This is a genomic window from Flavobacterium sp. Leaf82, assembly GCF_001422725.1.
In the GTDB taxonomy this organism is placed as follows: domain Bacteria; phylum Bacteroidota; class Bacteroidia; order Flavobacteriales; family Flavobacteriaceae; genus Flavobacterium.
Window position 1 is genome coordinate 117,303 of sequence record NZ_LMMA01000036.1, and the last position, 15,180, is coordinate 132,482.

The 15,180-nt window shown below is 34.8% G+C and carries 7 protein-coding genes; all 7 read right to left on the reverse strand.

The window, feature by feature from the left end; genetic code table 11:
* Positions 1–31 precede the first annotated feature (31 nt).
* Complete coding sequence (locus ASF10_RS22460) at positions 32–2,008, reverse strand: RagB/SusD family nutrient uptake outer membrane protein (RefSeq protein ID WP_056254553.1); 1,977 nt, start codon at positions 2,006–2,008, stop codon at positions 32–34.
* A 19-nt stretch (positions 2,009–2,027) separates the two neighbouring features.
* Positions 2,028–5,432, reverse strand: a complete 3,405-nt coding sequence (locus ASF10_RS22465; RefSeq protein WP_056254555.1) for a SusC/RagA family TonB-linked outer membrane protein — start codon at positions 5,430–5,432, stop codon at positions 2,028–2,030.
* A 650-nt stretch (positions 5,433–6,082) separates the two neighbouring features.
* Positions 6,083–6,865, reverse strand: coding sequence for a rhamnogalacturonan acetylesterase (locus ASF10_RS22470; protein ID WP_056254557.1), 783 nt, complete (start codon positions 6,863–6,865; stop codon positions 6,083–6,085).
* 11 nt (positions 6,866–6,876) lie between these two features.
* Positions 6,877–7,863 carry a pectinesterase family protein gene (locus tag ASF10_RS22475; RefSeq protein ID WP_056254560.1) on the reverse strand — a complete coding sequence of 329 codons (987 nt, stop codon included), beginning with the start codon at positions 7,861–7,863 and terminating at the stop codon, positions 6,877–6,879.
* A 183-nt stretch (positions 7,864–8,046) separates the two neighbouring features.
* Positions 8,047–10,068, reverse strand: coding sequence for a glycoside hydrolase family 127 protein (locus tag ASF10_RS22480; protein WP_056254564.1), 2,022 nt, complete (start codon positions 10,066–10,068; stop codon positions 8,047–8,049).
* Positions 10,069–10,327: 259 nt separating this feature from the next.
* On the reverse strand, positions 10,328–12,781 hold the full coding sequence (locus ASF10_RS22485) for a polysaccharide lyase family 1 protein (protein ID WP_056254567.1): 2,454 nt from the start codon (positions 12,779–12,781) through the stop codon (positions 10,328–10,330).
* A gap of 6 nt (positions 12,782–12,787) precedes the next feature.
* On the reverse strand, positions 12,788–15,118 hold the full coding sequence (locus ASF10_RS22490; RefSeq protein ID WP_056254570.1) for a DUF5703 domain-containing protein: 2,331 nt from the start codon (positions 15,116–15,118) through the stop codon (positions 12,788–12,790).
* Between the last annotated feature and the right edge of the window lie 62 nt (positions 15,119–15,180).

The window sequence follows — 15,180 nt, forward strand, 5'->3', positions numbered from 1 at the left end:
TATGTTTTAATAAATCATTTTGAGGATAAAATTATTCTTGGTAATTAAAGGTTCCGGCTCCTCCAAAATTATCATTCCAGCCTATAGTTTGCAATAACCAAGGATTTGAAGTTAAAGCTGTTGTATTAAGACCATTAATATAATAGTTGGGATTGAATTTAATATTAACCGCAGCTCCGTTAAAATTATCCATAGGTGTAACTAGAGATGTGCGAATAAAATTTGCATTATAAAATGCTGCCAAAGTTGTTAACTGTGCTCCAAAATTTGTGGCATCCGGATCTGCAACAACACTTGCACGAGCAGTAGCTAAAGGATCTGTAGTTGAAGATGTGGTTGCAACTCTATACTGTAAAAAGTTACCAGTACGTTTTGTTCCATTAATTGGAGTTAAACCTAATTTACTTACAGTACCTCCGCTAACTCCAGGTAGCACTTCATTATCATATAGCATCCATCTTTGAACATCCCAAAAACGTTTTCCTTCGTAAGCTAATTCTACTCTTCTTTCATATAAAACCGCTTCAATAGCCTTATATTTATCTGTTAATGTGCCAATTCCGTAATTATTTGCGGATGGAATTCCAACACGGTTTCTAATTCTTCCTAAATAAGCTAAAGTATTCCCTGTTTGTCCTAAAGCTGCGTAACATTCGGCAATATTCAATAATAACTCGGCATAACGATATTCAAAAATATCTGTTCCGGAATATTGGAAGTTAGTTTCTTTACTAGCTGCAATATTTGTCATTTTTCTAACAAAAGCGGGACTTGAGATTGCAGTGTTTCCATCTGAAAAACCAGCTTTATTAGCACCATCTACCCAACGGTATGCCCAAAGAACTGAATTAGGAGTTTCTTTTGACCCCCATTTAGCACCAGAGAAAGCAAATGTTCTATAGAATCTTGGATCTCTGTTAAGAAAAAAAGTAAAATCGTTGTAACCGTTTGCAGCAGTTGGTCTTTTACCATCTGCCATTGGAAACAAATCAATCATTTCTTTAGGAGCGGCTACTCCACCTCCAGTTCCTCCTAAACTTAATAAACGAATTCCTTTTTCCCATGAATTATTAATTGCCTGAGAAGTAATTCCAATTCCACAAAGTTGTACGGTGATTGCTTCTGAGCAAAAAGCATTGTCAATCAAGAACATGTTTTCCCATTGTTTTGCATTACTTCCGTATAGTCCATATCCATCAGCAGTCAATTGAGCTTCTGCTTCCAATCCTGCTTTTAAGGCTGCTTCCCAACGTTCATTTGAACCATCCCAATTTTTATTAAATATAGGACTAGCAAATGTTAAAAGCACTCTGGATTTTTGTGCCATCGCTGCCCCTTTTGTGAAACGTCCGTAAGCTCCAGATCCCCAGTTTCCTGGTAATAAACTTGCCGCCATGTCTAAATCCTTTACGATTTGTGCTACAACTTCAGAAGGTTTGGCTCTCGGAAGTTGAATTGATGGGTCATCAGCTGCAGCTGCCTGAACGGTGGTAACGATTGGTACACCACCATATACACGCAATAAATCAAAATACTGCATTGCACGCATGTAGTACATCTGCCCTTTTGCCTGATCGCGAAATGTTTTATCCAGGTTTGCCCCTTTTACATCTACTTCTTCTAAAAAAGCATTACATTCTCTAATTCTATTATAAGGATGATTGTTAATACTTGTCGCTAATTTTGCCCCATAATATCCGCTTGCATCAGCAGAATTTATAAACGTTTTATTAGGGTTGATTAGATCTTGTGTACCTCCTAATTCCTCTGTCAATCTTGAATTGGTATCTGTATAAGAGCCAATAATAGTAGAAATTGGTGATTTATAAGCATTGTAAAAATCATAATATTGATTATCTACATAGGCCTGTGCACGTTCCTGAGTCTGGTAGAAAGTATCATCATAAAAGCCATAACCTTTTTTATCTTTTAAAAAATCATCGCTACAAGAAACTGCACTTGCAGCAAGTAATATTGATAGCGCTATATATTTAAATGGTGTTTTCATAGTTTCTTTTTAATTTTGATTAGAATGATACGTTAAAGTTAAGCGACCAAGTTCTAAGTGTAGGATAATTTACAGAAGAATTATCATACATATTTCTATAATGATCCGGATAAGGATTATATAAATCCCAAAGGTTATTACCTGTTATACCCAGCGTTATAGCAGCGATTTTAGTGTCTGCAAAAACTTTCTTAGGTATGTCATAATTAAGACTTAAGTTTCTAACAAAACAACGGAAAGTATTCAGCTGCCAGAAATCTGATGGACTAGACATATAATTCCATTGTGCTACATTTGGATATTTACCATTTGGATTATCCTCAGCATACATATCTTTCCAGAAACTCTCACGAGACCACATATTGTGTGCAGTTGAAGTACCTTGATTTACTAAATCTACAAAATTTGCTCCTCCCCAAGAAGTTGCTATCTGAGTTCTCAAAGAAAATCCGTCAAATTTAAAACCTAAGTTTGTTGTAAAACCATAAGTTCTACTGCTATTGGCTAATTTTACGTAATCATTGTCTTTCATGATTTGACCATCTGCTTGTGCTAAAGTTCCATCAGGATTAAGTTGTCCGGCAACATCCTGATAAGCCAAAGATCCTTTTCTGATTCCAGAGACAGAATTGATATCTAAATATCTTGGGACAGTACCTGCAGCTGTTGCACGCTCAGTTAAATAAGCCCAATAATTTGCAATATCTTCATCTGTACGTAAGATACCATCTCCTGTTGATGTTCCTTTCCAAACTGCAAATCCCCACACTGGATTAAATGATGAATATCCCACTCGCGAAGCATTACTAGATGGAAGAAGATTACCTTGATCAGGATATTTTTTGATTTCATTGTTATTATAACTAAAGTTGATTCCAATATTATAGCTAATATTACTTTTTATCTTATCACTCCAGGTAATGCTGACTTCTGATCCCCATGCATCAATTCGACCATAGTTTTGTTCAGCATAAGCTCCTCCAACAGAGATTGGAACACCTACAGCACTACTCATATCTGTAAGCATATCTTTATTTTTGTCATAATAAAAATCATAAGTTAAACTTAATCTGTTTTTCAATAAATTAATATCAACTCCCAGGTTATTTTTTATAGTCGTATCCCATGTTACATCTCTATTAGGATTTACCCTAGGAGTCAAACCATTTCCACTAAATCCACCTCCACCAGTAGCTGTACCAGGTCCGAACTGAAAACCTTTATCGACGATAAGATCATAATACTGCTCCCATCTCCAAGGCTGAATATTATCTTTACCTGTTTTACCAATTGAGTAGCGAACTTTCAAGAAATCAACCCACGGTACACTTTTTTCAAACCAGCTCTCTTTAGACATTACCCAACCCAATTGAACAGATGGAAAAGTTCCCCAATAATTTTCTGGTGCAAATTTTGTCGAAGCATCACTACGAAGAATAAACTGGAACAAATATTTTTGCTTGTAGCTATAATTGAAACGTCCAAAATAAGATAATGTTCCTCCTTCTACTTTTGTAGCCTGGCTATTAGAAGTACTTAATGTTCCCGCTGTACGATAATCACCTAAGTAATCTTTACCAGTGTTTTCATAAGCCAAACGTGTAAATGTATTGTATACTTCTGATGCTTCACCACCTACCATTGCTCCAATTTGGTGATTTCCAAAAGTTCTGTCGTAGTTAATCAGGAAATCGCCCTGAGTACTTTTACTATCTGTATTATTATAATAAACTCTTGAATTTCTTGCATTAGTTTCTATAATATAACTTCCTGTAGGATTGGTTGTTGCATTATAAATACTAGGATTAGCTGAACTAGCCAAGTGTCTATCTATAAGTTGATAGTCTCTAATTCTAGCTAAATCATATGGCAATTGAATTTGTTCTGTATAAGCTGAGCTTTGATTTCTTGAATATGTTACCTTAAAAGATAATCCTTTTACTGCAGCTACTTTATAATTTAGTGAAGCATTTACATTGAACGAATTATCATCAGTAACTTGATGCGAACCATTATTTAAGTTTGCAAAATAGTTCCAACCAGCAATTGTAGTATTTGCATTTGCACTTCCAAAGTTTTTATTTGAATTAGGAAATGGAGATACGTAATATTGTTTCCCATCTAAAGTAGTTTCCCAAGGCACATGTTGCGGCATATGTAGCAAGAATCCATAATCTGCTTGTTCTCCACCGGCAGCAGAACCATAGCTACCGTCACTAATATTTGATGATGCTTTGGTAAATGATTTATCAACTACACCAACATTTCCAGAAACAGAAGCAGATAAATCTAAATTCTTGGCAATTTTCGCATTAATTCCTGTACGAAAATTCCATTTATCATATTTTTGATTCCCTAAATTAGCATCTTGTGTTAGATAAGTAGCACCTGCAAAATAGGTAATATCCTCATTACCTCCACTCACATTAAAAGAGTGTTTTTGTTGAATCGCAGGTTTCCAAGCTTCATCTAACCAGTTATAATTTAAGCTTTTCATTTGCTCCAATTCTGAAGCTGAATATAAGGTAGCTGGATCAATAACAGCTGGCGCAGCTACTCTTGAATTAAAAAATCTATTACTGAAAACCCCAAATTCATAAGCATTCAATACTTTACTATGGCTAACTGCATCATTTATAGCAAACTGGCTATTATACGAGAATTTTGCTTTACCAGCTTTACCACGCTTTGTTTTTACCACAATTGCCCCTTGTGAAGCACGAGAACCGTAAATAGCAGCAGAACCATCTTTTAATACAGTAATACTCTCAATCTCAGAAGGATCTAATCTATTAAATTGTTCTAATGTAGGCTTACCATTACTCGCATCTACTTGGATCATATCGTCAATGATTATCAAAGGAATATTAAAGCCTCCATCTTTGGATAAACTAAAAGTTTGACGAATTTGAACAGTTCCTGATTCACCAGGACGACCAGATCCACTAGTAACGTTAACACCTGGAACTAATCCTTTTAATGCGTCAGATAAATTTGTTACCGGCAAGTCCATTAAATCATCTGCCTTAATAGTAGCAATTGCTCCTGTAAGTTCTCTTTTCTTTTGAGTACCGTATCCTACAACTACGATATTTTCAAGTTGATTAGAATCTTCTGCTAATTTTGTGCTCACAACAGTACGACCGTTTAATGGTACTTCTGATTTTTTCATTCCTATGAAAGAAAAAACCAATGTTGCTCCGCTTTTTACTTTAATTGTATACTGCCCATTAAAATCTGTCGTGACTGTATTTTTTGTAGATTTCTCCGTTACGTTAACTCCGGGTAATTGGCCTCCTAAATTATCAGTAACAGTTCCCGTTACAGTTACAGTAGTGTAAGTGACTGTGTTTTGAGCATAACTCATCACCGTCATCATGGTAAACAAAAGAAAACTACATCTCTTTATAAGTGCTTGTTTCATAAATGTTTTTTTTGGTTAGGTTAGTAATTGTTAGTGTTAGTCATGTTTAATATGCGTTCAATCTAATAAACAAAATGTAAAGTAATCTTAAAGTATTTATTAAATGTTGAAAACACATTTATTAATTTTGAACCAAAAATATAACGATTGCGTATTACAACCGTCCTGTGCTATCCTGCTTCAATAGTATTATGCCAAAAAATTACACTTAAAAAAACAATATTAATAAAAAAAAGAAAGAAAAAATGTATGTATCAGAAAAAATCAAGAATAAGTTTGACTATAATCCAATACTAAAAGTGATTTTATATAAAAAGAAGAAGAAAAAATAGTAAAAACAATTATACGTTATTTTATTCGCAAAATTAATTAAGTTGAAGCTTGATACATAAACGGTTAAAGAATATAATTGGCAAATATATACTTACGTCTTTTTGATAAAACATCGCTTATAATTGTATAAAAAACCTACAACAGTCCTTAATAGCACTAGTGTAAACTTACTGGTAATCTTATAAAAAAAAAATTTTTTTTAAACGTAAATTCTGACCAATAAATTTTAAATGGACACATTATTACATAAAAAAAACAAAATTTTGTTTAACTCTTCAAGAGCTGAGAGTTGCTAAAGCCCAATAATTAGATAAAAACTACAATTTTTTCATGGCATTAAAAACTAATCCGGCAACTTCCTTACCACCTGCAGTCTGAAAATGTGTATTATCTTTTTGTCCGTTTGGATATCCCGGAAATACGCCAGCCTCAAAATTCATAAAGTAATTTGTCGTAACAAAATCCTGTCCTTTAGAAGAGAAAAATTCCATAGACAATTCGTTTAAATCTATTAATTTAACATTCAGTTCTTTTGCTACATCTTTCGCTTCCTGTGGATATTCGCCGTGAACATTTGTTAGTTTACCGTCTTTCCATGGATAGTTTCTGGCAACGGGAGTCAAAATTATTGGTGTAGCGCCTTTTTCTCTGGATTGATTTACAAAAAGGCGTAAAAACTCTTTATATCCTTCGATGTTTACATAACGTTCTGTTTTTTCTACAGACGCATCATTATGTCCAAACTGCATCATTACAATATCTCCTTTTTGAAGCGATTTATATACCGCAGCCCAACGACCTTCCTGAAAAAATGTTCTGGTGCTTCTGCCGCCTTTTGCTCTGTCATCAATTTTTACTTCGGTCGTATTGCCTAAAATATTTTTTACAAGTTTCAAGCTGTCTTTCGAAAAAAAAGGCTGAAACATTTGTCCCCAGCCTACTTGCGGAAATTTCTTGGTTTGATACTCTTCTTCTAACGAATAATCAGCTACTGTAGAATCTCCAATTAAATAAATCGTAGTTGTTTTAGCTTTAAAACTAAAAGCGCTCAACAGTAAAACAGACCATATTGCAATTGCACAGATTTTGAAACTTTTCATAATTATCAATTTTATTTATTTGGATTCCATCCATTCAAAACTAAATCTCTATTGTATTTTTTAATGTCTGCTTTTTTAAGCTGATGTGACCACGAAACTCTTTTCGATACCTCTTTTGCACTTAATCCTTTGCTCGCATATTCTGCATAATAAGCGGTTTTATCTTTATCAGGAAATCTTGTATCAATCCATTCGTTCCATCCTTCGGGTACAATATGCGAACCAATATCTGTATTTACAAAAACGGTTTGTGCATAAGGTCTCCAGGGTCTTCCCAGAAAAACTTTATCAACGGTATTATCTTTCGCAGTAAGTCTGCAATCTGTAAAAACAAAACCATACGCCTGATCTTTAGGAGTTGAAGCTGCCGTAATATAAGAATTAGTCAAACTTTCGATCGTACACTTATAAAAATAAGCTGTCGCAGCACCAAAAATAAAATCGGTTGTTCCGTTTATAAAACAGTTTTCAAAATAGCTTCTAGTATTGCCTTCTGACAAATAAAGCGTATCCTGATTGCCCAGTAAATTGCAGTTTTTCACCACAACCCGGTCACTTTTTATATGCAACGCAACCGCCTGTCCTACTCGACCAGCAGTATTTTCGACAGTAAGATTTTCGAGTGTACAATCATTTGCCTGAATTAAAAAAGAATAAGATGTAGAAGTTCCAAACTCCTTTTTGCCTGATGCATCAACTTCTCTAAGCGGTTTTCCCGAATAATCATTGAATGAAATAACTGTTTTTTCTCTATCACTTCCTTTTAAAGTTATAAATGTTTTAGTTGCCGGAATCACCAATTTCTCCGTATAAATTCCTGGTTTTATATTGATAACAACTCGTTTAACTGAATTATCCCTAACATTATTTACCGCTTCCTGAATCGTTTTAAAATCTCCTGAACCATCCTGAGCAACGGTTAATGCAAACTTATTATCGATAGTTTGTGCTGACAAAAAAGTCGTTATTAATAAAAATGATGTTAAAATGTATTTCATAATTTTAAATTAAGGTTTTAGATCTAGTATATCCGTAGAGACGCACAGCAGTGCGTCTACGTTATTTATGTCTTTTTCAAATTATAAATATTTTATAATAACAATTGGTTTTTAAATGTGTTAGACGCACTGCAGTGCGTCTCTACGGAAAATAGGAATGTTTTTTTTAAAATAATTTTACTCTTAATGCGACATCCAAACGGTCATTTCGCCTTTGCCTTTATTTCCCCACGCAAAATACGGAATCAATTTTACAGTAATCTCTTTTTCTTCTTTTGATGAAATTGGTTTGTAAAGTATTTGCTTCCAAGAATTATTAGCAGCAATTGTAGAACTTGCCTCAATCGTTAGTAATTTTCTATTTCTAAGTTCGATAAAATCTGTTTTGAATTTTGAATTTAGGTTTAGAATCACATCGTTTACACTTGCACTTTGCGGAAGTTGATCTGATTCCAGACAATAAACCAAAGGTCCTCTTTTTAGCGCAACCTGATTTTTAACTTCTTCTACTAAAGGATTGGCTTCCATCAACTCTACCGGCATCGGAATATTTAATTCGATAACATCTCCTTTTTTCCATTTTTGTTCTAATTTAAAATAGGTTCCCGAAAGAATTTTACCTTCAATTTTAGAATTGTTTACAGAAACTTTACCGTCACTACTCCAACCCGGAATTCGTAAAAAGAAATCATAGTTTTCTTTTGGCGCTTTTATAATTTTTAAAGTTATTTTTCCGTCCCACGGATAATTGGTTTGTTGTTCAATTTCTAAAATTTCGCCGTTTAACGTTTTTGTTTTTAAAGTATTACTTCCGTATAAATTTACAAACAAACCTTCTGTAGAAAGATTGTAAGCATAATTTCCAACTTCGGCAACTGTTCTGGTTACATTTGGCGCACAACAATTGGATAATTTAATGTATCCTTCGCGCTCATTTCCCCATCGTTGCTGAAAAGGCAAATCATCAGAAACATTAAGCGGATTGTTATAACAGAATTTTTCTCCTTCTAAATCTACTCCGGAAAGTACACTATTGTACAAAGCCAACTCGACAATATCGGCATATTTGGCTTCTCCGGTAATTTGCAGCATTCTCCAATTCCATAAAACGTTTCCAATATTGGCACAGGTTTCAGTATGAGCAGTTGCGTTTGGCAATTGAAAAGGACGTCCGTATGCCTGATGAATTTTCTGAACTACAGTTGGATCATACGAAGTTCCGTCTGGCGAAACTCCGTCATACAATGCTCCACACGCACCTGTAATGTACATTTTGCGATAGGTAACATCGTCCCAAATCGATTCCAGATTGTCCAGTAATTTCTTTTCTCCCGTTTCTGCATATAAATCCGCAACTCCGGCATATAAATAATTTGCCCTAACCGCGTGACCCATTGCAGTGGTTTGCTGCCTAAACGGAATACGATCCTGATTATCATCGGTTCCGTCGTTTGTAGTTCCTCGAATATCAATAAGATTATTGGCTAATTCTAAATATTTTGGGTTTCTCGTTGTTCGGTACATTTCGACAATTCCCATATAATGAGAGGGACAAATCGCATTTCGTGCCAATTCTGGCGAAGCTTTTTTATAAAAATCATACAAATAATCAGCAACATCTTTTGCAATATTCAGGAAATTCGTTTTTCCCGTTGCACGATAATGAATACAAGCAGCGGTCATTAAATGTCCCATATTGTATTTCTCGAAACCCAATTGTTTTTTAACTTCTTCCGGCCCTAAAGTTCCCCAGCGTTCGTCGATTAAAACCGGTGTATGAATATAACCGTCTTTGCGTTGTACTTTCGCGAAAAGCGCAATGGCTTTATCCATTTCAGCATCTAGTTTTTTATCTTTTGTTACGGCATAAGTTGCTGCCATTCCTTCAAAAATTTTATAAAAATCACCATCGTGAAATGAAGGTCCGCTAAATTTTCCCTTCATTAAACCAGCCGCAATTTCGAAGTTTTTATAAGCATGCGAAACCGAATCGTTGTGATACAAATTCCACATATACGGCAATGTATTTTTGGTTTCTACATCAAATTGTTCTTTCCAGAAACCGTTTGTCCATTTTACATCTTCAAGACCAACACTTTGTAGTTTTGAATAGGGACTTTGCGAATTGGCAACCAAACCTTTATTCTGACTAAAAATCGTTGTTGACAAAAGTATAGCTGATAATAATATGACTTGCTTTTTCATTTTGAATTGTTCTTGATATTGTAATGATTTGTAACGCGGATAAAACGGATTGCCCTTGGCAAAACGCGGATAAAAACGGATTTTTTATCTGCGTGATTTACTAGATCTGCGTGAGAAAAAATTAGCGCGCAGATTTAGCAGATTTGGCAGATTTTTTTTGCCACGAATTTCACGAATTTGCACTAATTTTTTTTTAAAATGAAATAGTCAAAAAAATTTAATTCGTGAAAATTTGTGTAATTCGTGGCAACTTTTTTTTCTATATCACAAAGAAATTTATAGTACGGCTCATAGAATCTCCATCTGCATCTTTTACAGTCAATATAAAAGAAGCTAATCCTAATTCTATTGCTGTAAACTCAATATCTTTTCCTTTTAAAACTACTTTTCCATTTTTAAGATCAGAGAAAGTATAAACCTGTTTATTCTCATATCCTTTAAAATAATCTTCAGCTGAAAGTAATTTCTTTTCACCCGAATTCACAAAATAATGTGGCGTTGACATCCAATCCAGATAATTATCTAATTGTGTAAATCCATCTTTATCCGTATCTGAATTTGCATCTGAAAAATCTCCTGATTTAGAATTTTCGTTTAAACCGAATGCTTTTTCCCACCAGTTTGGTAATCCGTCATGATCTGTATCCCAATCAGTTGGTCTTGTTTCTGAAGCAAAATTTGGCCATCCTCCCGCATCAGATTCATTATCGATCATTCCGCCTAAACCACTCTTACTTCCTTTATAAGTATAGGTTCCTTTTAGGGTTTCATAGACAATTCTATTATCGTGTTTATCAAAAAACGGCTGATTGGCACCAACATCCGAAAGTACATTTTTATAAGCCGCTCTTGCCGATTGTGTTTCTACAAACGATTCGAAAAATGGTTTATCGACAAACGTTTCATACTCTACTATTTCTTTATTGGATATTGTCATTTTTCTTCCTTTTTCCTGAGAATTCTCATCAAAATAACCCGGCATTACATTTCCGTTAAAATAATAACGCTGCATTCCTTTCCCAACTCCCTCATGTTGTGCATTTAAGGCAACAAAAATATCCGTTGACGCTCCCGGTTTGTAAAAATTATTGACAAAATTTACTTCGTTTGCACCTCCATCAGTTGTGCGATGTCCCCAGTTATAAACCACATTATTGGTAATATCTACTTTTCCTGAATAATAACCGTCTCCGTTCAAACCACCGCCAATACTCCAGTTACGTCCGTAATTATGCGCCAGTAAATTGTGATGAAAACTACCAATATCACCGCCAATTGTTGCCGCATAACCGTGCATTTTTCCCACTTCGTATTTATCATGTCCTGCCACGTTTAAGGCTTCAGAAATTAAAGTTCGCTGCAACGTAATATGATGCGCACCACGAGAACTAAACGACTCATCGATTGTCCAGCTTATCGAGCAATGATCTATTATACTGTAATTTGCGCCTGTTAATCCCATTCCGTCAAAAGTAGTACCGCCACCAATTCTAACTTTCAAAAACCGAACAACACCATCATTTCCGGTAAGTCCAATAGGCGCTCTGCTAAGCGTAATTCCTTCTCCCGGTGCTGTTTGTCCTGCAATCGTAATATAGGGCTGATTGACTACTAGTCTCGATGCCAGTTTAATATTTCCTGATACATTAAAAACAATCGTTCTTGGACCAATTTGCTGATTTACAGCATCACGCAAACTTCCCGGACCATCATCGTTTAAGTTTGTTACTTCGATAACTTTTCCGCCACGTCCTCCTACTGCAAAACGTCCGTAACCTTCCGCTCCAGGAAAAGCCAATTGTGCCGGTTTAAAAGACCAAACGTTTCCTAAAGTCACATCGCCTTTTGCATCGACTTCATCAATACGCCAGTAATATGTTGAACCACTGTACAAATCAGCAACCGGAAATGTATTTGTAGTTAATTTTCCTTTGAATTCTTTTGAGGCATCGGTCGCGTTTGTAACCGCAGTTGAATCTTCGCCAAAATACAATTTATGTGCTACCGCTTTTTTTGAAGCATCCCATTTCAAAACGGTAGTTTTATCAGCCACAACAACATGTTCGTCTCTGTTTTTTGGTTCCGGAGAACGTGCCTGATTCATTAAGTTTGGTGTATCAATTTCAAAACCGTTAATCACGATTTGTTTTACAATATTGGGATTTGTTGTTGGGTCAATTTCAAACCGAATAATGACATCTTTAGATTTTACTGCAGTAAACGGAAGATAAACCATTGCCGCATCAATCTTATTATTAGCTCTTTGACTTGCATTAACGGTTTCCTGCAGTTTTCCGTTTACATAAATTTTGATTGGCGAAAATGTTTTTCCCGTAATCACATCAAAAGCATTATGAAAGGTTAAAAGCGTATGTTTTCCCGCTTTGAATCCGCTAATTTTCAATTCTAAATTTTCAGCAGTAACCAATCCGTCGCTTCCTAATCTGTTATAATAGGGAGCATTCATCCCCACTTTATACCATTTTGAAGTAAAGTTTCCTTTTAGTTTGAATGTCACATTATTGAATGATTTCTCGGCTTCTTTTGCCTCGTTAATCACCCAGGAATCATAACTTGGGTCATGAACTTCTTCTAATCTTCTTTGAAAAAAATCAAAATCGACTTTTACGATTTGTTTATCAGCCGATTGTGCTTGTCCGTTTGCGGCAAAAAGTAATGCCAGGGCAAAAGAACTAAATATTTTTTTGGTCATGTTTTTTTAATTTAGTTGTATTTTTTCTTCCTCTGATGTATTCAGAAGATTAATTATATCTTTTTTTCTATTTTCCGGAATCACTTTCAAAACTTTCAATTCGCCATTTACAAGTTCTGCTTCGACAGTTGTATTTTGTTTTGCATGTAATTTAAAATGAACATTCCAGTCTTTTGGCCAAGCCGGAAAAAGATAGATTTTTCCATTCGCTTCCTGCAAAAGCATTTCCTGCATACCAATCATACCGGAACCTCCCCAATTATGATCCGGAACCCAATCGAAACCCGGACCCCAAAATGCCGGAAATCTTCGGTCAGAATTCGATATTTTTAATAAATTATATTTCGCTGCTTCTTTGGTTAAACCTAAACGAGCCGAGAAAATATTGTCTTGTTTCCAACCTACGTGACTTCTAAATTTTATGGCATCCGTATCGTATTTCCAGGTATTTAGAGCGGTTTCTAAATCAGGTTTTCCAACGCTGTAAATTCCCCACGGATAAACGGGATACAATTGCAGAACCTCAGAATTATTAATTCTTTCCCAGGATTTTGCAGGAACCAATACTTTATGATTATCGATTTGACCAAAATTTAAAGCCGGAATTCTCGTTTCAAAACCTTTTAAATATTCTAATTCTTCTTTTGATAATTGTTCCGAAGAAAGTTTTAAAAGATTATCTGTAATTACCTGTAAAGCCGAAATTGTACTATTAGCATTATTTGTCATTTTATATGTTTCAGCTCCAGAACCCGGATATAAAACTAATTTTCCATTTCCGTCCAAAGCTTTTCTGCCTCTTTGCTGAGCGAGATATTGATAATGTTCATCAAAAAACCGAAGACAGCTTATAATAAACGAAGTATATTTTTGAATATCCTCTCCGGCATATTCTTTCTGTTGCAGCATCATTTGGCAAAACTCAAAAACTGTATCCCATTCATATTCCAGCCACGCATTATATTCCATTCCCGGATCGTAATCTGCGGGACGTTTCCAATCGTATTCGGCAGGATTTGGCAAACCAAAATTCTCCAGTTGTTCCGTAAAAGATGCTCCGTCGTGATCCCAATATACTTTGCTTCTTAATTCGGCATTTTTCTGCAAAGACAGATAATAATCTAATTGTGATTTCATCATATCAAAATCACCGCTTTTCACCATCGGAAAATAAACCAATCGCTGATTTTGCGCCGTCATTGTTCCTCCGCCCCAATTCCTGAAATCTGGTGTAAAATTTAAATCCGGATTCGTAAAAACAGGATCAACAGTAAAAAGTCCGCCGTTGAATTTTGTTGGATATTTTCCGTAAGCATTACAGCCTAACATATATCGAAATAACTGATAATTTTGCCCAATTTGATATACAGAATCCTTATCAATCGATTGATTTTTTTGAGTAAAAATAAAACTGCGATTCCAGAAATCATTCCACCATTTTATTGTCTTTTTTTCTGCTTGTTTTGAAATGTTTTTATTTGGCGAAACCTGATTTTTTAAACTGTTATTCCAACTTTCAAAATCAGTTTGACTCGTATTTAAATAAAGTTCTAATGAATGTTTTTTAGAAGGTTTTATACTCGAAAGATTAAAACCTTTAAAATCTGTATTTTGATAAGTTCCTGTATAAGTTCCGTCAGGTTTTAAATTATTTCCAGTCATGAATCCGCCAAAAGTGAGATTTGCCAAAGGATTTAGCATTTGATCTTTTACCGATTCCATTTTTTGCTGTTTAACCGCAACATCAAAAACTGTATTTTCCCTATTTCTGTGATAAAATTTCAGTCCGTTATTTTCAAACGAAATTGAATCTTTATAAGTTATAATTTCACCTTGCGGCGCCCATTTATACGAATTGGCATTGTTTGCTTTTCCTTTTGATTCTCGATTTTTATAACGCCAGCTTTCATATGAAGCCGTCATTTTTAACGGATTTTTACTTTCTAAATCCAAATGGATAATGGGCTTAAAAACATCTACCCAAAGTTTGATTTTAGTGCCTTTTTGAGCAATCACAACATAACCGTCTTTCAAAATTAATTCCTGATGAAAACCTTCATTATCCTTAAACGGATTTGGCGATAAAGTAACTTTTACCCGACCTAATTTCAATAAAGTATTATGTTCATCGAAAGTACCGCTTCTGGAAAAATAAAAATACAAATCACCTTTTTCTACCCAAACATTCAAGCCAATATCGCCACCGCCCAAAGGCATCGATTCTGATGCATTATTGCTTTGCGCATTCCAGATTTGATTGTAATTATTAAGCACAGGAATTTGCGCTTTGATATAAAACGTTGTGAAGAGAAAAAATAAGAATATTGTGTTTTTCATTTTTTGTTTCCTTCTGGGATTTAAAACCTTATAAGTCTGTATTTGTTTTTTTTTGTCATTTC